We start from the raw sequence: 24048 nt of genomic DNA, 5'->3' as shown, positions 1-24048 counted from the left end.
AGTTACGGCGGTCCATAGCGGCAGGGAAACGCCCGGTCCCATCCCGAACCCGGAAGCTAAGCCTGCCAGCGCCGATGATACTACCCAGTCGGGTGGAAAAGTAGGACACCGCCGAACACAAATTAAGAATCGCCCCCCACGTTCTACGTGGGGGGCGATTCGCTTTTATTTTCAATTCTCGCCGTGCAAATCCAGGCGCATTCGGCAATGTTTTTGTCGATATTCGATGCGCCGGCTCCGGCATGATTATGTCGGTCATGGCCGGTGCCAGTATCCTTTGCGGGAAGGGCGGGTAGAAAGGCACACGTGGTCGAGGACAGACAAGGCGGCGCAGAGCGTCGTCCGCGGCGTGCATCGAACGACCGCACATCGAACAATTCGGGTCATCATCGTCCTCGTGATCAACGAGGCCGGGATCAGCGCGCGGGGGCGCCGCGCCAGTCGGGCCCCGGCCGCGCCCGCCCGGTCCAGCCCAGCGAGGACGCCGATCCGAGAAATGACGGCCCACGGCTGCCTTCCGACGTCGAAGCCCGCGAACTGGCCCCCGATGTGCGCCGGGAACTGGTGACGTTGGACAAGGCCACCGCCGATTTCGTCGCCCGCCATCTCGTCATGGCCGGCAGGCTGCTGGATGAGGATCCCGACGCTGCCCTTGCCCACGCCCGCGCCGCCCGCAGCCGGGCCGGCCGGATCGCTGTGGTGCGTGAGGCCGTCGGGATCGCGGCCTACCACAGTGGAGACTGGGCTCAGGCTCTTGCGGAGCTGCGCGCTGCCCGGCGGATGGGCAGCAAGTCGGCGTTGCTGGCGATGATCGCCGACTGCGAACGCGGGGTGGGCCGGCCCGAACGGGCATTGGAACTCGCCCGCAGCGACGAGGCCGCCGCACTCACCGGTGAGGACGCAGACGAGCTGCGCATCGTCACGGCCGGTGCGCGCTCGGATCTCGGGCAGTTCGAACAGGCGCTGGCCATCCTGTCCACGCCGCAGCTCGATCCGGCCAGCGTGGGGACGACCGCGGCTCGGCTGTTCTATGCGTACGCCGACACCTTGCTGGCACTCGGACGCGGTGACGAGGCCCTGCAGTGGTTCGTCCACGCCGAGCAGGCCGATATCGAGGGCATCACCGACGCGGAAGACCGGATCGCGGAGCTTTCCTGACGTGAGCACTCTTGCGCGGCAACATGATTGCCTGCTGCTCGATCTCGATGGCACGGTGTTTCGCGGTCACGAACCCACCACGGGTGCGATCGAGAGCCTGGCCGGTCTGGATGCCCGGCTGCTCTACGTCACCAACAATGCCTCGCGTGCGCCAGAGCAGGTGGCCGAGCATCTCCGTGAGCTCGGGTTCATCGCCGCGGCCGACGATGTGGTGACCAGTGCCCAGAGCGCCGCACACCTGCTGGCCGGCCGGTTGGCCCCGGGTTCAGCGGTCCTGGTCGTGGGAACAGATGCGCTCGCCGGTGAGGTGAGCAACGTCGGACTGAAGCCGGTCCGGATGTTCGACGACGGGCCCGTCGCCGTGGTGCAGGGGCATTCGCCGAATACCGCGTGGCCCGATCTGGCCGAGGCCGCGCTGGCCATTCGCGCCGGAGCGTTGTGGGTGGCGGCGAACGTGGACCTGACTCTTCCCTCTGAACGCGGACTGCTGCCGGGCAACGGCTCGATGGTGGCCGCACTGCGCGTGGCGACAGGTCAGGAGCCACTGGTCGCGGGCAAGCCCCAACCGACACTGATGAACGAGGCGCTGAGCCGCGGAACGTTCACGACCCCGCTGGTGGTCGGCGATCGGCTCGACACGGACATCGCCGGCGCTGTCGCGTCCGGGCTGCCCAGCCTCATGGTGCTCACCGGCGTCAGCACCGCGAGCGAGGCGGTGCACGCGGTTCCCACCGAACGTCCCGGCTACCTCGCGGCGGACCTGCGGGGCCTGCACGCCGACGCCGAGTCGCTCCGCGTCGGGCCCCATCCCGCCTGGCAGGTCGACGTCGACACCAACACTGTCACGGTGCACACCACCGGACGGGACCCCGGAGACGACCTGGCGGTGGTGCGGGCGACTGCGCACGCGGTATGGACGGCCGACGCGAACCACGCCCCGTTCACGGTGTCGGCCGGAGACGACACAGCGCGACAGGCGTTGCAACGTTGGTCGTTGCTGTCGGCACCGATCGACTAGCGTGAGTGTCGCTATGACTATCGATCCAGACCAGTTGCGTGCCGAGGTCGCCGAAGTGCTGGCAGGCGTGCCGGATCCGGCGGTGGACCCGTCCGCACTCGAAGGCATGGACATCGACGTGGTGGCTGCGCGGCTCGAGCAGGCCCACGATCTGCTCGTGCAGGCCCTTGAATCCGTCGACAGGGGGCAGCCGAGCGGACCGCAGGCGACCGGAAGGTGAGCGCCGGTGGCGCGGCGCGCCCGCGTTGATGCCGAGCTGGTGCGACGTGGTCTGGCCAGGTCTCGCCAGCAGGCAGCCGAGCTGATCGAGGCCGGCCGGGTGCGGATCGACGGTATGCCTGCGGCAAAACCGGCCACGGCCGTCGCACCGGATACCAACATCACCGTGATCGCCTCCGAGGAACGCAGCTGGGTATCGCGGGGTGCACACAAGCTGATCGGTGCGCTCGAGACGTTCGACGTGACTGTCGAAGGCCGGCGCTGTCTGGACGCCGGGGCCTCGACCGGGGGCTTCACCGAGGTCCTGCTCGATCGCGGGGCCGCCGAGGTGGTGGCCGCGGACGTCGGATACGGGCAACTGGCCTGGCCCTTGCGGTCGGACGAGCGGGTACACGTACTGGAACGCACCAATGTGCGTGAGTTGACCCCCGAGGCGATCGGCGGGCCCGTACAGCTGATCGTGGCCGACCTGTCGTTCATCTCGCTGGCTACCGTCCTGCCCGCGCTGACAGCCTGCGCGGCCGCCGACGCCGATATTGTTCCAATGGTGAAACCGCAGTTCGAGGTCGGCAAGGACCGCGTAGGTGCGGGCGGCGTGGTGTCCGATCCGGAGTTGCGTATCGACGCGGTGTGCACGGTCGCCCGCAAGGCAGCCGCATTGCAGTGGCATGCTGTCGATGTGACGGCCAGCCCGCTTCCGGGACCATCCGGCAATGTCGAGTACTTCCTGCACCTGCGTGCTCTCAGCGACCGCCCCCTGGACGGCGAGTCGCTCGAGCGGGCAGTGCGGCGAGCGGTCGAGGAGGGGCCGCAATGACGGCTGAACGCACGATTCTTCTGGTGGTACACACGGGCCGGGACGAGGCGACGGAGGTCGCCCGCCGGGTGGAAAAGGTGCTTGGCGACAACGGCATTGGTCTGAAGGTTCTCTCGGCCGAAGCTGTGGACCGCGGCCCGTTGCATCTGGCGCCCGACGACATGCGTGCCCTCGGCGTCGACATCGAGGTGGTGGACGCGGACGAGCGCGCGGCCGAAGGCTGCGAACTGGTGTTGGTGCTCGGCGGGGACGGTACGTTCCTGCGGGCCGCCGAGCTCGCGCGCAATGTCGAGATCCCGGTGCTGGGGGTCAATCTGGGCCGCATCGGATTCCTGGCGGAAGCCGAAGCCGAGGCCATCGACCATGTCCTCGAGCGCGTCATCGAACGCGACTACCGCATCGAGGAACGCATGACCCTCGACATCGCGGTGCGGGTGGGCACGGACGTGGTGAACCGCGGCTGGGCGCTCAACGAGGCGAGCCTGGAGAAGGGGCCCCGGCTCGGGGTGCTGGGCGTGGTGCTGGAGGTCGACGGCCGCCCGGTGTCGTCCTTCGGATGCGACGGGGTGCTGGTAGCGACGCCGACGGGTTCCACCGCTTATGCGTTCTCGGCGGGTGGCCCGGTGCTGTGGCCGGACCTGGAGGCAATCCTGGTGGTGCCCAACAATGCTCATGCGCTGTTCGCCCGGCCGATGGTGACCAGCCCGTTGGCCAGTATCGCGATCGAGATCGAAGCGAGTGGCAACGACGCCCTGGTCTTCTGCGACGGGCGGCGCGAGATGGTGGTGCCGGCCGGAGGCCGGCTCGAGGTGACCCGCTGCGGCACGCCACTGAAGTGGGTGCGGTTGGACTCCGCGCCGTTCACCGATCGCTTGGTCCGGAAGTTCCGGTTGCCGGTCACCGGATGGCGGGGACAGTAGATAGCTGTGCTGTCAGAGATCCGGATCGAGTCATTGGGCGCGATCAGTGCCGCCACCGCGGAGTTCGACCGCGGGTTGACGGTGCTGACCGGTGAGACCGGCACCGGTAAGACGATGGTGGTGACCAGCCTGCACCTGCTCGGCGGCGCGCGGGCCGACGCGACCAGGGTGCGTTCGGGCTCCGACCGCGCCGTGGTGGAAGGTCGTTTCAGCACAATCGAACTCGGTGAGGACGTGTCCGCGCAGGTCGAGGAGATCCTGGATGCCTCCGGTGCCGAGCGCGATGACGATGGCAGTGTGATCGCGGCTCGCTCGGTCAGCCGGGCCGGGCCGTCGCGGGCGTATCTCGGCGGCCGCAGCGTGCCGGCGAAATCCCTGAGCAACTTCACCGCCCAGGTTCTGACGTTGCACGGCCAGAACGACCAGTTGCGGTTGATGCGACCCGATGAGCAGCGCGCGGCGCTCGACCGGTTCGCCGAGGTGGACAAGCCGCTGATCCGCTACCGGCGCATCCGTGAGGAGTGGCTGACGGCACGTCGTGATCTGGCCGACCGTCGCCGGCGGGCCCGGGAACTGGCCCAGGAGGCCGACCGGCTCAGCTTCGGAATCCACGAGATCGACGCGGTCGCACCGCAACCCGGTGAGGACGAGGCGATCGTCGCCGACATCCGCCGGCTGTCCGAACTCGATGCGCTGCGTGAAGCCGCGCAGACCGCCCGCTTCGCCTTGGCCGGCGAGCTCGAGGAGGCGACGCCGGAATCCAGCTCGGCGGCCGACGGGGTGGGCCGTGCACAGGCTGCGCTGGAGTCCACCGATGATTCCGTGTTGCAGGCACTGGCTGCCCGCCTGGCCGAGGCGATGGCCGTGATCGGTGACGTGTCCGGCGAGCTCGGTGACTACTTGTCCGAATTGCCCAGCGACGCCAGCACTTTGGAGACCAAGCTGGCGCGGCAGGCCGAGCTGCGCACCCTGACCCGCAAGTACGCTGCCGACATCGACGGGGTGCTGGCGTGGTCTCGCGAGGCCGCCGAACAGCTGGCGCAGCTCGACGTCTCGGAGGAGACGTTGGCTGCCCTGGACGGCAAGGTCGCCGAGCTTCAGGCTCAACTGATCGCGGCGGCAAACGAACTCACCAAGGCCCGATCCAAGGCGGCCAAGGGATTGGCCAAGGCGGTCACCGCTGAACTGGCCGGGCTGGCCATGGCCAACGCGGTGTTCACCATCGGTGTCGCCCCCATGACGGCGCGGGCCGACGATGCCGCACCGGTGACCATGCCCGATGGTGAGATCCTGCACGCCGGTCACGACGGCGTGGACGCGGTCGAGTTCGGGTTCACCGCACACCGTGGCGCAGATGTGCTGCCGCTGGCCAAGAGTGCCTCCGGTGGTGAGCTGTCGCGCGTCATGCTCGCCCTCGAGGTGGTGCTTTCGGCATCGACGGCGGGCACCACGATGGTGTTCGACGAGGTCGACGCCGGAGTCGGTGGCCGAGCGGCGGTGCAGATCGGCCGCCGTCTGGCCCGGCTGGCGCGTACCCACCAGGTCATCGTGGTGACCCACTTGCCGCAGGTCGCCGCATTCGCCGATGCGCATCTCGTGGTCGACAGCGGCAACGGCCGGGCCAAGGCCAGTGGTGTGCGCCGTATCGAGGACGAGGACCGGGTCGCCGAGTTGGCCAGGATGCTGGCCGGTTTGGGGGAGTCCGACAGTGGCCGGGCCCACGCCAGGGAGCTGCTCGAGGCCGCGCAGCAGGAGCGCAGCGCGCCGTAGGACGGTTTCCGACGGAGCTGCGCGTGTGATTGCCGGCGTGGCCGGAGATCGTCGCGATGAGTTTGCGCCTGGTTCCCGGTCGGTACACGAAGATCTGCAACCACAACCGAAGGGGCATCCATGGCGGAAACCGTGAAGGGGCCGGCGAGTTACTTCCCGTCGATCGAGAAGAAGTACGGGCGGCCGATCGCGCAGTGGCAGGAACTGATTCGGTCGTCGCCATTGGCCAAACACATGGAGTTGGTCGGGTGGCTCAAGTCCGAGCACGGCATGGGCCACGGGCACGCCAACGCGCTGGTTGCCCATACCCTCGCCGAGGGCCGTACCTAGTCGCGATCAGTGGTCAGGCCCGGATTGGCCGGCGACAACTGTGCGGAGCCCCATCGAAACGGGCTGACGTGGGCCAGCTCCACCACCTCGTCGATCGAGAAGTCGACCGCGCATTGTGCGCCGGCACTGGAATCGGCTTCATCCCAGTTGATTTCGGCGGACCCGGTGAGCTGGATCGTCGATCCGGACGACCAGTCGACCACCAACAGCCCGCACCGCGGGTTGGCGTCGATATTGCCCAGCGTCATGAACATCGAATTGCCGCGGTAGTCGGGCCAGCGCAGCCGCCGAGATGAGAGCACCTGCAGAAAACCAGGATTGCCGCCTCGGTGGGACGCGTCGGCGTTACCACTCGCATCCGCCGAACCGACGAAGAATGCGTCGGTAGAGCCGATGAGCAGTCGCTGTCGGTCGGTCAGTGACTCGCCACGCTGTACGTCGGGCAAATCCACCGTCGACCGCACCTCGGCGATGTCCCTGCGCGAGATGTACTTCGGGCAGTTCGAATACACCTGATCGGTGTGGATCCGCAGGTCGGTCCCTGCCGGTTCGGCGAAGCCGTTGACCCGCATCCGGCGCCGGGTCTGTGGCTCGATCGCGATCATTCCGACCTGCTGCCGGCTGCGCAGCACATCGGCAAGCGGATCGCCGGGCACCGGCTGCGCCCCGAGGATGATCGTGCGCGGATCGTCGGCGTGGACGAAGCCGGGCGGACCGGTGATCAAGCTGGTCCACATCCGGCCGCCGACGTCGGCCGCGGCGATCACGATCATCGGCTGTTCGGCGAGGAATGCGGCGGCGGCCGAGGGAACTTCGGTGCGGATCATGCGGCCGACGCGGGAGGCGACAGCCTCCTGTCCCATTCGCCGCTGCACCGCCAACTCGCCCGAGTGATACATGTTCACCTTCAGCTCAGAAGAATCCGCAGGTGGGCGCCGCGCCGTGTGGTGCGGGAGCGCTCTGCCCACCATTCGGTGCGTACACCTCGAGCCGGGTGCCGTCAGGATCGGTGAAGAAGATGCCGCCGGATGCGGCGCCCTCGCCGTGCGCGACGACGCCGTCGTGCGTGAACTCCGCGCCCAGCGCCTTCAGTGCGGTCTCGACGGTCCGCACTTCGTCGATATCGGCTGCCTCGAATGAAAGGTGATGCAGGCCCGGCGTTTCGGTGGAGAACCGGCCATTGCTCTGCTGCCACAGGGTCAGCCGCAGCGTCCCGCCCGTGCCGAGGAAGGCGTACCGGTGTTCGCCCTCGGTGTTGACGGCCAGTGGTTCGAAACCCAGCGCGTTCCGGTAGAAGGCGACAGACCGGTCCAGGTCGGTGACGTTGATGCCGACGTGCCCGGTGGCGAGTCGGGGTGTGGTGGTCGCGGTCATGCAGTCCTCCTGATGGCTAACCAATGTGATTGCTTAAGTAGGTTAGAGCGGAGTGCCAAGAGTCGTCAACCATCTAACTTGAATTCGATGGTTAGTTGGGCGGGTGGCCCTTGATGTCCCCGGCGCGTGGTTACCCTCAGGTATGCGTGATCCGCGCCCGCATGTCGGCGAACCACTTGCGCTGGATCTGCTGAACACCCGGTGGATGTCGGCGGATGGCCCGCAGGACCTCCTCGCAGATGTCGAGGGCCTGCGGTGCTGGTTGCTGGCCAATGGATTGGCGGATCGTTGCGGGGCCGATGAGAAGTCACGGACCGCACTGGTCGCGGCCCGCGAGGCGATCCTTGAGGCTCTGCAGGCAGGGTCGGTCGATGGGGTGAACGAGGTGCTGGAACACGGTTGCATCCGGCGCTCGCTCACGGCGTCGGGCCCTGCCGAGGCTGCCGAGGTGTCGGAGCCGGAATGGCTCGCCGGCTGGCTGGCCGCGGACAACCTGCTGCGGTTGCTGGGCGACGCGCCCGACCGGGTCAAGCAATGCGCACATCCGCACTGCATCCTGTGGTTCCACGACACCTCGAAGAACGGCGCCCGGCGCTGGCATTCGATGGCCACCTGTGGCAACCGTGCCAAGGCTGCGCGGCACTATGCGGCGAAGCGGGATTGAGACCGAAGTGCTGTTACTGATGTGACTAAACACAACTTGTGAGGCTGGTGTTACGGCGCGCCTCCGCCGCCTGACCGGGGATGCCCGACAGAATCGGCGCATGAAGATGTCCACGTTGCTCACCCGCAATGCCAGTACGCGTCCGGGAGTGACCGGCACTGCTCGAGTGGACCGCGATATCGACCGGCTGCTGCGGCGCGTCGGCCCCGGTGACATCGTCGTCCTCGACGCCCAGGACCTGGACCGGATCACCGCCGATGCGCTGGTGGAGGCCAACATCGCCGGTGTCGTCAACGCCTCGCCGTCGATCTCCGGCCGGTACCCGAACCTGGGCCCCGAGGTGCTCGTCGCCAACGGTGTCGTATTGATCGACGAGGCCGGGCCCGACGTCTTCAAGAAGATCAAGGACGGGGCACGGATCCGCCTGAACAACGGCGGGGTGTACTCCGGTGACCGCCGCATCGCCGTGGGTACCGAGCGCAACGATCAAGAGATCCACGAGTTGATGCACGACGCCAAGAGCGGTCTCGTCGCGCACCTGGAAGCCTTCGCCGGCAACACCATCGAGTTCATCCGCAGTGAGAGCCCGCTGCTGATCGACGGCATCGGAATCCCGAACGTCGACGTGGACCTGCACCGCAGGCACGTGGTGATCGTCGCGGAGGAACCCGACGCCGCCGAGGACCTCAAGGCGCTCAAGCCGTTCATCAAGGAGTACCAGCCCGTGCTGGTGGGCGTCGGTGCCGGCGCGGACGTGCTGCGCAAGGCCGGTTACCGGCCCGCGCTCATCGTCGGCGACCCGGACAAGATGAGTGTCGAGGTGCTGCGGTGCGGCGCCCAGGTGGTGCTGCCGGCCGATGCCGACGGGCACGCCGCCGGCCTGGAACGCATCCAGGATCTCGGGGTCGGCGCCATGACGTTCCCGGCGGCCGGATCGGCCGCGGATCTGGCACTGCTGCTGTGCGACCACCACGGCGCATCGCTGATCGTGACGGCCGGTCACACCGCCTCGATCGAGGAGTTCTTCGACCGTTCGCGCCAGCGCAGCAACCCGTCCACGTTCCTGACCCGGTTGAAGGTCGGGGAGAAGCTCGTCGACGCCAAGGCCGTGGCGACGCTGTACCGCAGCCGGGTGTCCGGCGGGGCGATCGCTCTGCTGGTCCTGGCCATGTTGGTGGCCGTGGTCGTCGCGCTGTGGGTGTCGCGGGCCGACGGCGCCGTCCTGGACTGGGTCGCCGACTACTGGAACCGATTCACGCTCTGGGTGCAGGGTCTCGTCAGCTGAATGGGTCGGTGAGCTGTGATCACGCTACGCGCACATGCGATTTCGTTGGCGTCGGTGTTTCTGGCGCTTGCCATCGGGGTGGCCCTCGGTTCGGGCTTGCTGTCGAACACCGTGTTGTCGGGACTTCGCGATGACAAGAAGGAATTGCAGCACCAGATCGACACCCTCACCGAGGGCAAGAACGCTCTCAACGAAAGGCTCAATGCCGCAGGCGAATTCGATGCGCAGATGGCGCCGCGGATGTTGCGCGACGCGCTGAGGGACAAGTCGGTGGTGGTGTTCCGCACGCCGGACGCCGTCGACGGCGACGTGGACGCGGTGTCACGATTCATCCGCGATGCGGGCGGCACGGTGACCGGGAAGATCGCCCTCACCACCGAGTTCGTCGAAGCGAATTCGGCCGACAAGCTGCTCTCGGTGGTCAACTCGCCGATCGTGCCGGCCGGCAGGCAACTGAGCACGGCAGCGGTGGACCAGGGATCCCAGGCAGGCGATCTGTTGGGTATCACCCTGCTGATCGACAAGAACCCGGCCGCGGCACCGGTCGATGACATGCAGCGCCAGACCGTGCTCACGGCGCTTCGCGACACAGGCTTCCTCACGTATGACGATCCGCACATCGGGGCGGCCAACACGGCGCTGATCGTGACCGGAGGCGGGCTCGGCGAGGACGGCGGCAACCGCGGCGCGACCATGGCCAGGTTCGCCGCCGGGCTGGCGCCACACGGCACGGGGACCGTGCTCGCGGGGCGCTCGGGATCGGCATCCGGAACCGGGCCGGTCGCGGTGACCAGGTCAGATGCCGGTCTGACCGGCGTGGTGAGCACCGTGGACGACGCCGATTCCAGCGCCGGTCAGATCACTGCCGTCCTGGCGCTGAGCGATCTCGTCGGCGGGGGCAAGCCCGGCAAATACGGAACCGGGCAGGGCGCGACGTCGGTGACCGTCCCGCAGTAGCGCCCCGAGCCACCTTCTGGTCGCGCGCGTGCCGACGGCGCGTCAGCGACGGCTTGTCGCCGTCGGTGTTAAGGTGAACTTCCGTGGGTCGGCAGGCCACAGCTCGTTTATTGATTCCCTGCCAGTCGTCACGGAGGATGCTTTTGCCCGCCTTACGCAAGCACCCGCACACCGCCACCAAACACCTCTTCGTCACCGGTGGTGTGGTGTCTTCACTGGGTAAGGGGCTGACCGCCTCAAGCCTCGGTCAGCTGCTCACCGCGCGGGGGCTGCAGGTGACGATGCAGAAGCTCGATCCCTACCTGAACGTCGATCCGGGCACCATGAACCCGTTCCAGCACGGCGAGGTGTTCGTCACGGAGGACGGCGCGGAGACCGACCTCGACGTCGGCCACTACGAGCGCTTCCTGGATCGCGACCTGTCGCAGTCGGCCAACGTGACCACCGGACAGGTCTACTCGTCGGTGATCGCGAAGGAACGCCGCGGCGAGTACCTGGGTGACACCGTGCAGGTGATTCCCCACATCACCGACGAGATCAAGAGCCGCATCCTGGCGATGGCCGAGCCCGACGCAGCCGGGCGGCGCCCCGACATCGTGATCACCGAAATTGGCGGCACGGTCGGCGATATCGAGTCACTGCCGTTTCTCGAGGCGGCCCGCCAGGTGCGCCACGAGGTCGGCCGGGAGAACTGCTTCTTCCTCCACGTGTCGTTGGTGCCCTACCTGGCCCCCTCCGGCGAACTCAAGACCAAGCCGACCCAGCACTCGGTGGCCGCACTGCGCAGCATCGGTATCACCCCCGATGCGCTGATCCTGCGCTGTGACCGTGATGTTCCCGAGCCGCTCAAGAACAAGATCGCGCTGATGTGCGACGTCGATGTCGACGGCGTCATCTCCACCCCGGACGCACCGTCCATCTACGACATCCCCAAGGTGCTGCACCGCGAGGAACTCGACGCGTACGTGGTGCGCCGGTTGAACCTGCCGTTCCGTGACGTGGACTGGTCGGAGTGGGACGATCTGCTGCGCCGGGTCCACGAGCCTCAGGAAACCGTCCGGATTGCCTTGGTGGGCAAGTACATCGACCTCTCGGACGCCTACCTGTCGGTGGCTGAGGCGCTGCGCGCCGGTGGTTTCAAACACCGTGCCAAGGTGGAGATCCGGTGGGTCGCCTCCGATGACTGCGAGACCGACGCCGGTGCGGTGGCGGCGTTGTCCGATGTCGACGGGGTGCTGATCCCCGGCGGCTTCGGTATCCGCGGCATCGAGGGCAAGCTCGGAGCCATCTCCTTTGCCCGCAAGCGTCGGCTGCCGGTCCTCGGGCTCTGTCTGGGGCTGCAGTGCATCGTGATCGAGGCGGCCCGGTCGGTCGGTATCTCCGACGCCAACTCTGCCGAGTTCGATCCGTTGACACCCGATCCCGTGATCTCCACGATGGCCGATCAGAAGGACGCCGTTGCCGGCGAGGCGGACCTGGGCGGAACGATGCGACTGGGCGCCTATCCGGCCGTGCTGGAAGCGGGATCGATTGTGGCACAGGCGTATCAGGCCACCGACGTGTCCGAACGGCACCGGCACCGCTTCGAGGTCAACAATGCCTACCGGGACCGGATCGCCGAGAGCGGGCTGCGGTTCAGCGGCACCTCGCCCGACGGACACCTGGTCGAGTTCGTCGAATACGACGCCAAGCTGCACCCGTTCCTGGTCGGCACCCAGGCCCACCCCGAACTCAAGAGCCGCCCGACGCGGCCGCATCCGCTGTTCGCGGCGTTCATCGGGGCGGCGCTGGATTACAAGGCCGAGGAGCGGTTGCCCGGAATGGACCTTCCCGAACACTTCACCGAAGAGGGCGAGGACGGGCAGATCCCGGTGGACGAAGCCGAAGCCCCTTCTCTTGGCTGAACACGAGTTCGAGACGCTGGCGAGTGAAACCGTCTATGTCGGAAACATTTTCGCCCTGCGCGCGGACGAGGTCAGCATGCCCGGCGGTGGTTCGGCCCGGCGCGAGGTCGTGGAGCACTACGGTGCGGTGGCCGTGGTGGCCCTCGACGAGGACGGCAACGTGGTACTTGTGTACCAGTACCGCCACCCGCTGGGCCGTCGGCTCTGGGAACTGCCCGCCGGTCTACTGGATCTCGGCGGGGAACGGCCGGAGGTGACCGCGGCTCGCGAGCTCGCCGAAGAGGTCGGCCTGGCCGCCGCGCACTGGCAGGTACTGGTCGATCTCGACTCGACGCCCGGATTCTCCGACGAAAGCGTGCGGGTCTTCCTGGCCACCGGACTGACCGACATCGGACGCCCGCAGGGCGAGCACGAGGAAGCCGACATGGTGGTCGAGCGGATACCACTGAAGGAAGCCGTGCGGCGGGTGTTCTCCGGCGACATCGTGAATGGCATTGCGGTGGCGGGCATTCTGGCCGCGCATGCGATGCCCGGTGCGGAAGCCCTGCGGCCGGTCGAGTCGGAATGGATCGACCAGCCGACAGCGTTCAGGCGGCGCAAAGGACTGCAATGACCACCCCGTCGCCCCTCCGGTCAGCCCTCGACGACCAATTGCAGGGCTACCTCGATCATCTGACGATCGAGCGGGGGGTGGCGGCCAACACCTTGAGCTCCTACCGGCGCGACCTTCGCCGCTACGCCGAGCACCTGAGCCAACGCGGAATCGACGATCTGGCCCAGGTGGCCGAGACCGATGTCAGCGACTTCCTGATCGCACTGCGCCGCGGCGACCCCGACTCGGGTGTGGTTGCGCTGTCGGCGGTTTCGGCCGCCAGGGCGGTGGTGGCGGTCCGCGGACTGCACCGGTTCGCCACGGCCGAGGGCATGACCGATCTCGATGTGGCCCGCGGCGTGAAACCACCCACCCCCAGCCGCAGGCTGCCCAAGAGTCTCACCCTCGACGAGGTCCTGGCCTTACTCGAAGCCGCCGGCGGGGACAGCGAGGCCGACGGTCCACTGACCCTGCGCAATCGTGCGTTGCTGGAACTGCTGTACTCGACCGGGGCGCGAATCTCGGAAGCCGTTGGCCTCGACGTCGACGACATCGACACCCACGCGCGCTCGGTGCTGCTCCGCGGCAAGGGCGGCAAGCAACGGCTCGTGCCCATCGGTCGTCCCGCCGTCAGCGCCCTCGACGCCTACCTGGTGCGGGGGCGTCCGGATCTGGCCAGGCGGGGCCGCGGCAACCCCGGCATCTTTCTGAACGCGCGCGGTGGGCGGCTGTCGCGGCAGAGCGCCTGGCAGGTGCTGCAGGATGCGGCCGAGCGCGCCGGCATCACCTCGGCGGTGTCACCGCACACACTGCGGCACTCGTTCGCGACCCACCTGCTCGACGGCGGCGCCGACGTCCGCGTCGTTCAGGAACTGCTGGGCCACGCCTCGGTGACCACCACGCAGATCTACACCATGGTCACCGTGCACACGCTGCGCGAGGTATGGGCCGGCGCGCACCCGCGGGCGCGTTAGCCGCCCAGGTACTCCGATTCCAGCACCAGGTCCGGCAGCAGGGTCTGGTACTCGGCGTGTGTCTTGTGATGTCTGGTCTTCCAGAGCGAACCCTGCTGCTCCTGCATATAAGCCAGGTACTTCGGCGCCCCCGGCAACTTCACGTTGTCGGCGACGACGATCGAGCCCGGATGCAGCCAGCCGCGATCCAGCAGGCTCTGCAGGTCGGGCAGATAGGCGTTCTTGTCGTGATCGAGGAACACGAAATCCAACTGGCCCGCGTCGAATCCGTGGGACGCGAGGGCGTCCAGCGTGTGTCCGCCGTCGCCGATGGTCCCGACCACGCACGTGATGCGGTCGGCCACCCCTGCGTGGGCCCAGATGCGTCGGGCGATCTCGGCGTTGGTGGGGGAGAACTCGACCGAGAACACTCGGGCCGCGGGGGCGGCACGGGCAATACGCATCGCCCCGTAACCGCAGTAGGTGCCCAGCTCCAGGGCCAGCCGCGGGTCGGACCGGCTGACCGCGGTGTCGAGCAGCGCGCCCTTCTCGTCGCCGACGTTGATCAGAAACGACTTCTCGTAGGCGAACGTGTCGATGGTGGCGATGACGTCGTCGAGGTCGCCGGCGCGGGCATTGGCCACCACATAATCGGCGGCCGCGGCCTCCCGGCCGTCGCCCCACTGTCCGGTGCGGGTGAAGTGCCTGGCGCCGATTCCCATCCGGATGAACGACCACCGCAACAGCGGTAGCCGCTGCTTGAGACTCATGACGCACACCATATGCGCCTGATTGCCCGCGGGTCTGCCCGTTCTGGCAGCGTAGCGACGTTAAACTTGCCGGGATATGTGCGCCGAGACTGCGGGATACCTGACCACGGGTGGTATGGGTATGGCCCACGAGCGCTTGCGCGAGGAGCCGACGTGACCGACGAGCGCTTGCGCGAGGAGCCGACGTGACAGACGACGGCGGACACGACGGCCTCTTCGAACACAGTTCCCCGGAGCTCGGCCTGACCGGGCGGCCAGACCGCGAGATCCCCGAACCGCAGGCCCGTTCCACACACGGCCCGGCCAAGGTCATCGCGATGTGCAACCAGAAGGGCGGGGTCGGCAAGACCACCTCGACCATCAACCTGGGCGCCAGCCTGGCCGAATACGGCCGCCGGGTATTGCTGGTCGACCTGGATCCGCAGGGCGCGCTGTCGGCGGGCCTCGGAGTGCCGCACTACGAACTCGAACACACGGTGCACAACCTGCTGATCGAACCGCGGGTGTCGATCGACGACGTTGTGATCAAGACCCGGGTCAGTGGCATGGACCTGGTGCCCAGCAACATCGACCTGTCGGCCGCCGAGATCCAGCTGGTCAACGAGGTGGGCCGCGAGCAGTCGCTGGCCCGGGCTCTCTACCCGATCCTCGATCGCTACGACTACGTGTTGATCGACTGCCAGCCGTCGCTGGGCCTGCTCACGGTCAACGGTCTCGCCTGCGCCGACGGTGTGATCATCCCCACCGAATGTGAGTACTTCTCACTGCGTGGGCTGGCGTTGCTGACCGACACCGTCGACAAGGTGCATGACCGGCTCAACCCGAAGCTGTCCATCAGCGGCATCCTGGTGACGCGATACGACCCACGCACGGTCAACGCGCGGGAGGTCATGGCCCGCGTGGTCGAGCGGTTCGGCGATCTGGTGTTCGACACCGTGATCACCCGGACCGTGCGTTTCCCGGAGACGAGCGTGGCCGGTGAACCGATCACCACTTGGGCGCCGAAGTCCGGTGGCGCGGTGGCCTACCGCTCGCTGGCGCGTGAAGTCATCGACCGGTTCGGCGCGTGAACGATGTCCTGAACACCCCGACCACCGATGGTGCCGCAGCGGATACCGCGGTCGGGGCCGAGCCGGCTGCCGGTGAGCAGCAGAACCGCTTCCAGGTTCGGCTCACCAACTTCGAGGGCCCGTTCGACCTGCTGCTGCAGTTGATCTTCGCGCACCGCCTCGATGTCACCGAGGTGGCATTGCACCAGGTCACCGATGATTTCATCGCCTACACCAAGGAAATCGGCGCCCGGCTGGAACTGGACGAGACCACGACGTTCCTGGTGATCGCGGCCACCCTGCTCGACCTCAAGGCGGCCAGGCTGCTGCCCTCTGGCGAGGTTCACGACGAGGAGGATCTCGCTCTCCTCGAGGTCCGCGACCTGTTGTTCGCGCGGCTGCTGCAGTACCGCGCCTTCAAACATGTCGCGCTGATGTTCGCCGAACTCGAGGCCGCGGCGCTGCGCAGCTATCCGCGTGCGGTGTCCCTGGAAGACCGTTACTCCGAACTGCTGCCCGAGGTGATGCTCGGCGTCGACGCCGGCAAATTCGCCGAGATCGCGGCCGCCGCATTCACCCCGCGGCCCGTGCCGACGGTCGGCATCGACCACATCCACGCGCCAAAGGTGTCGGTGCCCGAACAGGCCCACCGGATCATCGCCCTGCTCGAACAGCGCGGGATCGGCGAATGGGCAACTTTCTCCGAACTCGTGGCAGAGTGCACCGACGGACTCCAGATCGTGGGCCGCTTCCTGGCGCTGCTCGAACTGTTCCGCGCCAAGGCGGTAGCATTCGAGCAACCAGAACCGCTTGGAGTGCTCCAGGTTTCGTGGACCGGAGATCGGCCGACCAGCGAACATCTGGCAACCGCGGATGCGGAAGAATAGCGAGAACAATGACTGACGAGATCTCCGATTCCGGAGTTCGGTCCGATGATGCCCCGGGGGAAGTAGACCCGGTCGGAGATGACCTGGGCATCGATGTGGCGACGGTTCCGGAACTCGAAGACGGTGAACTCGGTGCCGTACTGGAAGCGTTGTTGCTGGTGGTGGACACGCCGGTGACGGTTGACGCGCTGGCATCGGCCACCGAACAGCCCGCGTACCGGGTGATGGCCAAGCTGCGCCTGATGGCCGAGGAGTACGCCGCCCGCGACAGTGGCATCGACTTGCGAGAGGCCGCGGGTGGCTGGCGGATGTACACGCGGTCCCGCTACGCGCCGTATGTCGAGCGGCTGCTGCTCGACGGCGCCAGGACGAAGCTGACCAGGGCGGCCCTGGAGACGCTGGCCGTGGTGGCCTACCGCCAACCGGTGACCCGCGCCCGGGTGAGTGCTGTGCGCGGCGTGAACGTGGATGCGGTGATGCGGACGCTGGTGGCGCGCGGCCTGATCACCGAGGCGGGCACGGACCCCGATTCCGGTGCGGCGGCGTTCGCGACCACCGAGTTGTTCCTGGAACGGCTGGGGCTGTCCTCACTGAACGATCTGCCCGACATCGCACCGCTGCTGCCCGATGTCGACGTGATCGACGACCTCAGCGAATCACTCGGTGACGAGCCGCGTTTCGCCAAACTCAACGGTGGTTCTCCCGGCAGTAGTCAGCCGATGGCCTTCGACGTGGACAAGGACTGATATGGCTGAAGAAGGCGTACGACTGCAGAAAGTGTTGTCGCAAGCGGGAATTGCCTCCCGGCGGGTGGCTGAACGGATGATCACGGACGGCCGCGTCGAGGTGGACGGCCGCCTGGTGACCGAGCTCGGTACCCGCGTCGACCCGGCCGTCTCCGAAATCCGGGTGGACGGTTCGCGCGTGGTGCTCGACGACACTCTGGTGTACTTGGCGATCAACAAGCCGCGCGGAATGATGTCCACGATGTCCGACGAGAAAGGTCGCCCCTGCGTCGGCGATCTGGTCGAACACCGGGTTCGCGGCAACAAGAAGCTGTTCCACGTCGGCCGGCTCGACGCCGACACCGAGGGTCTGCTGCTGCTGACCAATGACGGCGAGCTCGCCCACAGGCTGATGCATCCGTCCTATGAGATCCCGAAAACCTATGTGGCGACCGTGATCGGCACAGTGCCGCGCGGGCTCGGCAAGAAGCTGCGCGCCGGTGTCGAACTGGACGACGGCCCGGCCCATGTCGACGACTTCGCGGTGGTGGACACGGTTCCGGGGAAGACCCTGGTGAAGGTCACGCTGCACGAGGGGCGCAATCGCATCGTGCGGCGGATGCTGGCCGCGGTGGATTTCCCGGTGCAGGAGTTGGTCCGCACCGACATCGGCTCGGTGGCGCTGGGTGATCAGCGCCCCGGCAGTATCAGGGCGCTCAGCCGCAAAGAAGTCGGCGAGCTTTATCAGGCGGTGGGAATGTGAGCGGGTCTCTCGTGGTGGCGGTCGACGGACCGGCTGGGACCGGAAAGTCTTCGGTTTCAAGAGGTTTGGCGCAGGCCCTGGGGGCGAGCTACTTGGACACCGGCGCGATGTACCGCATCGTCACCCTGGCGGTGCTGCGGGCCGGCGTCGATCTGGACGACGCCGTGGCCATCGAGGCGGTGGCGTCGAAGGCAGTGATCGGTGTGGGTTCGGATCCCGGTGAGGATCGCGCGTACCTGGCCGGCGAGGACGTCTCGGACGAGATCCGCGGCGACGAGGTGACCCGTGCGGTGTCGGCGGTCTCCGCGGTGCCCGCAGTGCGGGCCCGCCTGGTCGATCTGCAGCGCGAGCTCGCCTCCACCGGCGGGCGTGTGGTCGTGGAGGGCCGCGACATCGGAACAGTGGTGCTGCCCAAGGCAGACGTCAAGATCTTCCTCACCGCGTCGGCAGAAGAGCGGGCCCGGCGCCGCAACACCCAGAACATCGCGAACGGCCTGCCCGATGACTATCAGACGGTCCTCGCCGATGTGCAGCGGCGCGACCACCTGGATTCCACGCGCGCCGTGTCTCCGTTGCGGGCAGCCGAGGACGCGCTGGTGGTCGATACCAGCGATATGGACCAAACACAGGTCGTGGCACACCTTCTCGACCTGGTGACCCAGCATGCGGGAGTGCGGCGATGAGCGTCTCTGACGGCGATGGCACCTGGTCGGACGAGGGCGACTGGGAGCTCAGCGACGAGGTCGCCGAAGTACTCGAGGAGGCCGCAGCGCCGCCTCCGGTGGTGGCCGTCGTCGGCCGCCCCAATGTCGGTAAATCGACACTGGTGAACCGGATCCTGGGCCGTCGCGAAGCCGTCGTGCAGGACATTCCGGGCGTCACCCGCGACCGGGTGTCCTATGACGCGCAGTGGCTGAACCGCCGGTTCATGGTGCAGGACACCGGGGGATGGGAGCCTGACGCCAAGGGCTTGCAGCAGTTGGTGGCCGATCAGGCGCTGGTGGCGATGCGCACCGCCGATGCGATCATCCTGGTGGTCGACGCGGTCGTCGGTGCCACCTCGGCCGACGAGGCCGCGGCCCGGATGCTGCGCAAGTCGGGCAAGCCAGTTTTCTTGGCGGCCAACAAGGTCGACACACAACGCGGTGAGTCCGATGCCGCGGCGTTGTGGTCGCTGGGCCTCGGTGAGCCGCACGCGATCAGTGCCATGCACGGCCGAGGGGTGGCCGATCTGCTGGACACGGTGATGGAGAAGCTGCCCGAGGTGTCGGAGGTCGGCGGCAGCGGTGCCGGCGGTCCGCGTCGCGTGGCGCTGGTGGGCAAGCCGAACGTCGGCAAGAGCTCGCTGCTGAACCGGCTGGCCGGCGACGAGCGTTCGGTGGTGCACGATGTCGCGGGCACGACGGTCGATCCCGTCGATTCGCTGATCGAATTGGGCGGCAAGACTTGGCGTTTCGTCGACACCGCGGGCCTGCGCCGCAAGGTCGGACAGGCCAGCGGTCACGAGTTCTACGCCTCGGTGCGAACCCACGGTGCGATCGATGCGGCCGAAGTCGCGATCATGCTGATCGACGCCTCTCAGCCGCTGACCGAGCAGGACCTGCGGGTGCTGTCGATGGTGATCGAGGCCGGGCGCGCACTGGTGATCGCGTTCAACAAATGGGACCTGGTCGACGAGGACCGGCGGTACCTGCTGGACAAAGAGATCGACCGTGAACTGGTGCAGGTGCAGTGGGCGCCGCGGGTCAACATCTCGGCGATGACGGGCCGGGCGGTGCAGAAGCTGGTGCCGGCGCTGGAGACGTCATTGGCGTCCTGGGACAAGCGGATCTCGACCGGGCAGCTCAACAACTTCCTCAAGGAGGTGGTGGCCGCGACACCACCTCCGGTGCGTGGCGGCAAGCAGCCCAAGATTCTGTTCGCCACCCAGGCGGCGACCCGGCCCCCGACTTTCGTGCTGTTCACCTCCGGATTCCTGGAGGCCGGCTACCGCCGGTTCCTGGAGCGCCGCCTGCGTGAGACGTTCGGTTTCGACGGCAGCCCGGTGCGTATCAATGTGCGGATCCGAGAGAAGCGCGGAGCGAAGCGTTAGCGGAGCGACCATCCAGCGGGGAGCGAAGCGTAAGTAGTCCCCGTTTGTGTGCGTTTACCGGCGGTGGGCGCCGGTGAACGCACACAAATCGCCTGGGTAGGGTGGCCCGAGTGTCTGTCACCCACATGATTCTCATCGCGCTGGCCGGTGTCGGCGCCGGCGCGATCAACGCCATCGTCGGGTCTGGCACGCTGATCACCTTCCCTACGTTGGTGGCGCTCGGCTATCCACCGGTCACCGCGACCATGTCCAATGCCGTCGGACTGGTCGCCGGCGGAATTTCGGGCACCTGGGGCTATCGCCGTGAACTGCGCGGCCAGTGGAAGCGGCTGCGGTGGCAGATTCCCGGATCGCTGATCGGCGCCGGGCTGGGGTCGTGGTTGCTGCTGCACCTGCCGGAAAAAGTATTCGTCACGGTGGTGCCCGTTCTGCTGATCCTGGCGTTGGTGCTGGTGGTCGTCGGGCCGCGAATCCAGGCGTGGGCGCGGCAGCGCGCCGAGGACTCGGGTCAATCTGTCGACCATCTGAGCTCGGGCCGGTTGGCGATCCTGGTGTTCGGCACGTTCGCCGTCGGTGTCTACGGCGGATACTTCACCGCAGCCCAGGGGATCCTCCTGATCGCGGTGATGGGTGCGCTGCTGCCCGAGTCGATGCAGCGCATGAACGCCGCCAAGAACCTGTTGTCGCTGTTGGTCAACATCGTGGCGGCGCTCGCCTACACCATCGTCGCTTTCGACCGGATCAGCTGGGAAGCGGCGGGACTGATCGCGGTCGGTTCGTTGATCGGCGGCTTCCTCGGGGCCCACTACGGCCGGCGGCTGTCGCCCAATGCGCTGCGCGCCGTCATCGTGGTGGTCGGTCTGATCGGGCTGTACCGGTTGTTGACGGTGTAGCCCATCGGTGCCACCCCGTGAGGCTCTTGTAGGCTTGCTCAGTCTGTCTAATGACGAGGGAAAGGGCGACCGGTGGCTGAACGCGCATACCGCACCGCACCGTCTGCCCTCGCTGCTCTGGAGCCGTTCTGGCCGTCGCGCCGGTTGATGGCTTTCGACGAATGGTGTCGCGCGCGCATCTGACCCGCGCCCGTCATCCGTCAGGTCGCACGGCGACCATGATCGAAAGCAGCCGAACCCATGCGTTCGCTCCTCATCTTCACGCTCGTCGGCGTCGGTGCCCAGCTCGTCGACGGTGCGCTCGGGATGGCCTTCGGTGTCACCGCCTCGACCCTGTTGGTGCTCAGTGGGGTGGCGTCCGCGCAGGCCAGTGCGGCGGTGCACCTGGCCGAGGTGGGGACGACGCTGGCGTCGGCGGTGTCGCACTGGCGCTTCAAGAACATCGATTGGCCGTTGGTGGCCAAGCTCGGCCTCCCCGGCGCCGCGGGTGCCTTCGTGGGCGCCACGGTGCTCTCGTCGCTGTCGACGGCGTCCGCCGCTCCGCTCATGGCGGCGATCCTGCTGGGCATCGGGCTGTATGTGCTGTTGCGCTTCTCGTTGGGCAAGCCGTTGAGCCTGGGGGAGCACGGCACCAGTCACAGCGCGAAATTCCTTGCCCCACTGGGTTTGTTCGGCGGGTTCATCGACGCTTCGGGCGGTGGCGGCTGGGGTCCGGTGACCACCAGCACCCTGCTGTCGCAGGGCAAGACCGCCCCGCGAACCGTGATCGGTTCGGTGAGTGCCTCGGAGTTCCTGGTGTCGGTGTCGGCTTCGGTCGGCTTCCTGATCGGGCTCCGTCAGCAATTCCTGGAGAACTGGCCCGTGGTACTCGGGCTCATGGTCGGCGGCGTGATTGCCGCCCCCGTCGCGGCCTGGCTGGTCAGCCGGGTCAATCCGGGCTTGCTCGGAACGGCAGTCGGCGGCGTCATCCTGCTGACCAACAGCCAGAAACTCGTGCACTACTTCGGTATCCACTGGCCGTGGTCGACCGGCATCTACACGATCATCGTGGCGGGGTGGGCCGCACTGGTGGTCCGTGCCTGGCAGACCTCGCGGGCGCCGCAAGACGTCGAGGAGCCGGTCGTCACGGCGTCAAAGGAGCCTGCGGCACGGGCCTAACCGGTTCCGGTGGTGGGCTGCGGCAAACCGACGTACATGGTCTTGTGCAGCGACAGCACGTGATTGCGGGCAATCTCGGCTGCCGCCCGGCTGTCGCGCCGGCGCAGGGCCTCGACCAACTGAGCGTGCTCACGGTTGGATTCGTGTAGATAGCTGATCGGGTACGGGATGTAGTAGCGGTAGAGCCGGTGCAGCACGTCGCAGTAGGTGTTGTTCGCCCAGGCGAGACCGCTTGCCGCAGCGACTGACTCGTGGAATCGCTGATCGGCGCTGTGGAAGCCCGTCCAGTCGGCGCTCGAGGCTGCCTCGGCGACGATCGCATCAAGCGTGTTGAGTTGCTCGTCGGTGGCGGCCTGCGCTGCTGCGGCGCTGAGGGCGTCCTCGGCCAGCGCGCGCAGGTCGATGAGGCGGTGAACTTCCGCAGCATCCGCGCGGAACGTGGCCGATGGGCGATCGCCGCCCGGAGCGACTCGGGCACCGCTGCGGGCGACGAATGTGCCGCCCGCTCGGCCGCGGCGGCGGACCACCAGCCCCTCGTCGGCCATGGTCTGCAGGGCCCGGCGAACGGTGGCGACGCTGACGTCGAGTGCCTCGGCGATGTCGGATTCGGCCGGTAGCCGTTCTCCGCCGGACATGAGGTCCAGCTCCATCGCGAGTTCGAGCCGGGCTCGCACCGTGTCGGCCGCGCTGAGGCGGGTGATGCCGGCGACCGCGGGCGCACTCAGCGCCGGGTGCGCATCACTGACCTGCGAAGTCATGGCACCAGGGTACGGCAGCTGTTGCCTTATTTGTTCATGCTGAACTAATATCTGATTAATTTCGCTCATTCTGAGTGATTAATTCTTCGGAGGTTTCCGGTGCCCGGATCGATCACGGTGGCTGCCGTCCAGGCGGCACCGCTGGACGTGGCCGGCCTGCCGGTATTCGGCCGTCGGGACACCGTCGCGCAATTCGCGGCCGACGTACTTCGGGTGCGCTCGACGGTGCCGGGCCCGGCGTTGATCGTGTACCCGGAGATCCACTTGTTCGGCACCGACGATGCCGACGCGCTGGCTGCCGCGGCCGAACCGCTCGACGGCCCGCTCATGGCCGCCCTCGGTCAAGCAGCCCGGGATGCCGATGCCTGGCTGATCCCCGGATCGGTCTGCGAGCGGGGGAGCGACGGCGAATTCTTCAACACCGCGCCGGTTTTTGCCCCCGATGGGCGCCTCGTGGCGTCTTACCGCAAGATCTTCCCCTGGCGACCGTTCGAAAAGTACACGCCCGGAAGCCGATTCGTCACCGTGGACATTCCCGACGTGGGCCGACTCGGGCTGTCCATCTGCTATGACGCCTGGTTCCCCGAGGTGAGCCGCCATCTGGCCTGGATGGGCGCGGACGTGATCGTGAACCTCGTCAAGACCACTTCCGAGGACCGCGGCCAGGAGTTGGTGCTGGCACGCGCCAATTCGATTGTCAATCAGGTATTCACGGTGAGTGTCAACTGCGCCGGTCCGATCGGAAAAGGCCGCAGCATCATCGTCGACCCCGAAGGTGCTGTGCTGCAGGAGAGCTCGGACGCTACGCCCGGCGTGCTCTGTCAGCACATCGACTTCGGCGACGTCGCCGCCGTACGTCAGCGGGGCACCGCGGGGACCAACCGGATGTGGGAACAATTCGGCCCCTCCGACCGCCCGATCCCGCTGCCACTCTACGAGGGCCGTATCGACCCGCAGCGCTGGTCACCGTCGAACAACCACGCCGAATGAAG

The 24048-nt window shown here is 67.3% G+C and carries 26 protein-coding genes and 1 rRNA gene; 23 read left to right on the top strand and 4 right to left on the bottom strand.

Annotation, left to right across the window (positions count from 1 at the left end; genetic code table 11):
- Nucleotides 1-3 precede the first annotated feature (3 nt).
- The 8 genes from rrf (at nt 4) to QQ25_RS18345 (ending at nt 6232) form a co-directional block, all read left to right on the top strand.
- Nucleotides 4-117, top strand: a 5S ribosomal RNA gene (gene rrf / locus QQ25_RS18380).
- 189 nt (nt 118-306) lie between these two features.
- On the top strand, nt 307-1158 hold the full coding sequence (locus QQ25_RS18375) for a tetratricopeptide repeat protein (RefSeq protein WP_082017592.1): 852 nt from the start codon (nt 307-309) through the stop codon (nt 1156-1158).
- Nucleotide 1159: 1 nt separating this feature from the next.
- Nucleotides 1160-2176 (top strand): HAD-IIA family hydrolase, encoded by a 1017-nt coding sequence (locus QQ25_RS18370; RefSeq protein ID WP_039380278.1) that lies wholly within the window; start codon nt 1160-1162, stop codon nt 2174-2176.
- Between the two features lie 13 nt (nt 2177-2189).
- Nucleotides 2190-2396 carry a hypothetical protein gene (locus QQ25_RS18365; protein WP_039321130.1) on the top strand — a complete coding sequence of 69 codons (207 nt, stop codon included), beginning with the start codon at nt 2190-2192 and terminating at the stop codon, nt 2394-2396.
- Between the two features lie 6 nt (nt 2397-2402).
- Entirely contained in the window at nt 2403-3212 is an 810-nt protein-coding gene (locus tag QQ25_RS18360) for a TlyA family RNA methyltransferase (RefSeq protein ID WP_039380276.1), read from the top strand.
- On the top strand, nt 3209-4132 hold the full coding sequence (locus tag QQ25_RS18355) for an NAD kinase (RefSeq protein ID WP_039321126.1): 924 nt from the start codon (nt 3209-3211) through the stop codon (nt 4130-4132). Before QQ25_RS18360 ends, QQ25_RS18355 begins: the two co-directional genes overlap by 4 nt.
- A gap of 6 nt (nt 4133-4138) precedes the next feature.
- Nucleotides 4139-5902, top strand: coding sequence for a DNA repair protein RecN (gene recN, locus QQ25_RS18350; protein ID WP_039380275.1), 1764 nt, complete (start codon nt 4139-4141; stop codon nt 5900-5902).
- 120 nt (nt 5903-6022) lie between these two features.
- Nucleotides 6023-6232 (top strand): DUF4287 domain-containing protein, encoded by a 210-nt coding sequence (locus QQ25_RS18345; RefSeq protein WP_039321122.1) that lies wholly within the window; start codon nt 6023-6025, stop codon nt 6230-6232.
- Here QQ25_RS18345 and QQ25_RS18340 read toward each other — a convergent pair.
- Nucleotides 6229-7131 (bottom strand): pyridoxamine 5'-phosphate oxidase family protein, encoded by a 903-nt coding sequence (locus QQ25_RS18340; protein WP_039380324.1) that lies wholly within the window; start codon nt 7129-7131, stop codon nt 6229-6231. The two genes, QQ25_RS18345 and QQ25_RS18340, sit on opposite strands and share 4 nt — an antisense overlap.
- A gap of 13 nt (nt 7132-7144) precedes the next feature.
- The gene (locus QQ25_RS18335) at nt 7145-7606 is read right to left on the bottom strand and encodes a VOC family protein (protein WP_039380273.1); all 462 of its coding nucleotides are present in this window, start codon (nt 7604-7606) and stop codon (nt 7145-7147) included.
- Nucleotides 7607-7748: 142 nt separating this feature from the next.
- Here QQ25_RS18335 and QQ25_RS18330 point away from each other — a divergent pair, with 142 nt between their 5' ends.
- The 6 genes from QQ25_RS18330 (at nt 7749) to xerD (ending at nt 13982) form a co-directional block, all read left to right on the top strand.
- Nucleotides 7749-8270: a CGNR zinc finger domain-containing protein gene (locus tag QQ25_RS18330; protein ID WP_039321118.1), complete on the top strand. Its 522-nt coding sequence runs from the start codon at nt 7749-7751 to the stop codon at nt 8268-8270.
- 100 nt (nt 8271-8370) lie between these two features.
- Nucleotides 8371-9555: a putative cytokinetic ring protein SteA gene (gene steA / locus QQ25_RS18325; RefSeq protein WP_039321116.1), complete on the top strand. Its 1185-nt coding sequence runs from the start codon at nt 8371-8373 to the stop codon at nt 9553-9555.
- Between the two features lie 15 nt (nt 9556-9570).
- Nucleotides 9571-10512, top strand: coding sequence for a copper transporter (locus QQ25_RS18320; protein WP_039380271.1), 942 nt, complete (start codon nt 9571-9573; stop codon nt 10510-10512).
- 143 nt (nt 10513-10655) lie between these two features.
- Nucleotides 10656-12416 (top strand): CTP synthase, encoded by a 1761-nt coding sequence (locus QQ25_RS18315; protein ID WP_039380323.1) that lies wholly within the window; start codon nt 10656-10658, stop codon nt 12414-12416.
- Nucleotides 12409-13029, top strand: a complete 621-nt coding sequence (locus QQ25_RS18310) for an NUDIX domain-containing protein (RefSeq protein ID WP_039380270.1) — start codon at nt 12409-12411, stop codon at nt 13027-13029. Before QQ25_RS18315 ends, QQ25_RS18310 begins: the two co-directional genes overlap by 8 nt.
- Nucleotides 13026-13982 carry a site-specific tyrosine recombinase XerD gene (gene xerD, locus QQ25_RS18305; RefSeq protein WP_039380268.1) on the top strand — a complete coding sequence of 319 codons (957 nt, stop codon included), beginning with the start codon at nt 13026-13028 and terminating at the stop codon, nt 13980-13982. Before QQ25_RS18310 ends, xerD begins: the two co-directional genes overlap by 4 nt.
- Here xerD and QQ25_RS18300 read toward each other — a convergent pair.
- Nucleotides 13979-14731 carry an O-methyltransferase gene (locus tag QQ25_RS18300; protein ID WP_039321218.1) on the bottom strand — a complete coding sequence of 251 codons (753 nt, stop codon included), beginning with the start codon at nt 14729-14731 and terminating at the stop codon, nt 13979-13981. The two genes, xerD and QQ25_RS18300, sit on opposite strands and share 4 nt — an antisense overlap.
- Nucleotides 14732-14916: 185 nt before the next feature.
- Between QQ25_RS18300 and QQ25_RS18295 the strand changes: the two genes are divergently transcribed.
- From QQ25_RS18295 to QQ25_RS18260, 8 genes are all read left to right on the top strand, one after another.
- Nucleotides 14917-15801 (top strand): ParA family protein, encoded by an 885-nt coding sequence (locus tag QQ25_RS18295; protein ID WP_052235908.1) that lies wholly within the window; start codon nt 14917-14919, stop codon nt 15799-15801.
- Nucleotides 15798-16667: a segregation/condensation protein A gene (locus QQ25_RS18290; protein ID WP_039321107.1), complete on the top strand. Its 870-nt coding sequence runs from the start codon at nt 15798-15800 to the stop codon at nt 16665-16667. The genes QQ25_RS18295 and QQ25_RS18290 overlap by 4 nt, the downstream gene beginning before the upstream one ends.
- 8 nt (nt 16668-16675) lie before the next feature.
- Entirely contained in the window at nt 16676-17413 is a 738-nt protein-coding gene (gene scpB, locus QQ25_RS18285; protein ID WP_039380267.1) for an SMC-Scp complex subunit ScpB, read from the top strand.
- Nucleotide 17414: 1 nt separating this feature from the next.
- Nucleotides 17415-18155: a pseudouridine synthase gene (locus QQ25_RS18280; RefSeq protein WP_039321102.1), complete on the top strand. Its 741-nt coding sequence runs from the start codon at nt 17415-17417 to the stop codon at nt 18153-18155.
- Entirely contained in the window at nt 18152-18838 is a 687-nt protein-coding gene (gene cmk, locus QQ25_RS18275; RefSeq protein WP_039380265.1) for a (d)CMP kinase, read from the top strand. The genes QQ25_RS18280 and cmk overlap by 4 nt, the downstream gene beginning before the upstream one ends.
- The gene (gene der, locus QQ25_RS18270) at nt 18835-20247 is read left to right on the top strand and encodes a ribosome biogenesis GTPase Der (protein ID WP_039321099.1); all 1413 of its coding nucleotides are present in this window, start codon (nt 18835-18837) and stop codon (nt 20245-20247) included. The genes cmk and der overlap by 4 nt, the downstream gene beginning before the upstream one ends.
- Nucleotides 20248-20372: 125 nt before the next feature.
- Nucleotides 20373-21140 carry a sulfite exporter TauE/SafE family protein gene (locus QQ25_RS18265; protein WP_276014040.1) on the top strand — a complete coding sequence of 256 codons (768 nt, stop codon included), beginning with the start codon at nt 20373-20375 and terminating at the stop codon, nt 21138-21140.
- Nucleotides 21141-21380: 240 nt separating this feature from the next.
- Nucleotides 21381-22298 (top strand): sulfite exporter TauE/SafE family protein, encoded by a 918-nt coding sequence (locus QQ25_RS18260; protein ID WP_039321095.1) that lies wholly within the window; start codon nt 21381-21383, stop codon nt 22296-22298.
- Here QQ25_RS18260 and QQ25_RS18255 read toward each other — a convergent pair.
- Nucleotides 22295-23056 (bottom strand): FadR/GntR family transcriptional regulator, encoded by a 762-nt coding sequence (locus QQ25_RS18255; RefSeq protein ID WP_039380263.1) that lies wholly within the window; start codon nt 23054-23056, stop codon nt 22295-22297. The genes QQ25_RS18260 and QQ25_RS18255 overlap by 4 nt on opposite strands.
- Nucleotides 23057-23155: 99 nt before the next feature.
- Here QQ25_RS18255 and QQ25_RS18250 point away from each other — a divergent pair, with 99 nt between their 5' ends.
- Nucleotides 23156-24046 (top strand): carbon-nitrogen hydrolase family protein, encoded by an 891-nt coding sequence (locus QQ25_RS18250; RefSeq protein WP_082017591.1) that lies wholly within the window; start codon nt 23156-23158, stop codon nt 24044-24046.
- Nucleotides 24047-24048 lie beyond the last annotated feature (2 nt).

This window comes from Mycolicibacterium setense, assembly GCF_000805385.1.
Lineage (GTDB): Bacteria > Actinomycetota > Actinomycetes > Mycobacteriales > Mycobacteriaceae > Mycobacterium > Mycobacterium setense.
The sequence above is the reverse complement of the archived record's forward strand: the minus strand, read 5'-3'. Positions and strand labels throughout refer to the sequence as shown.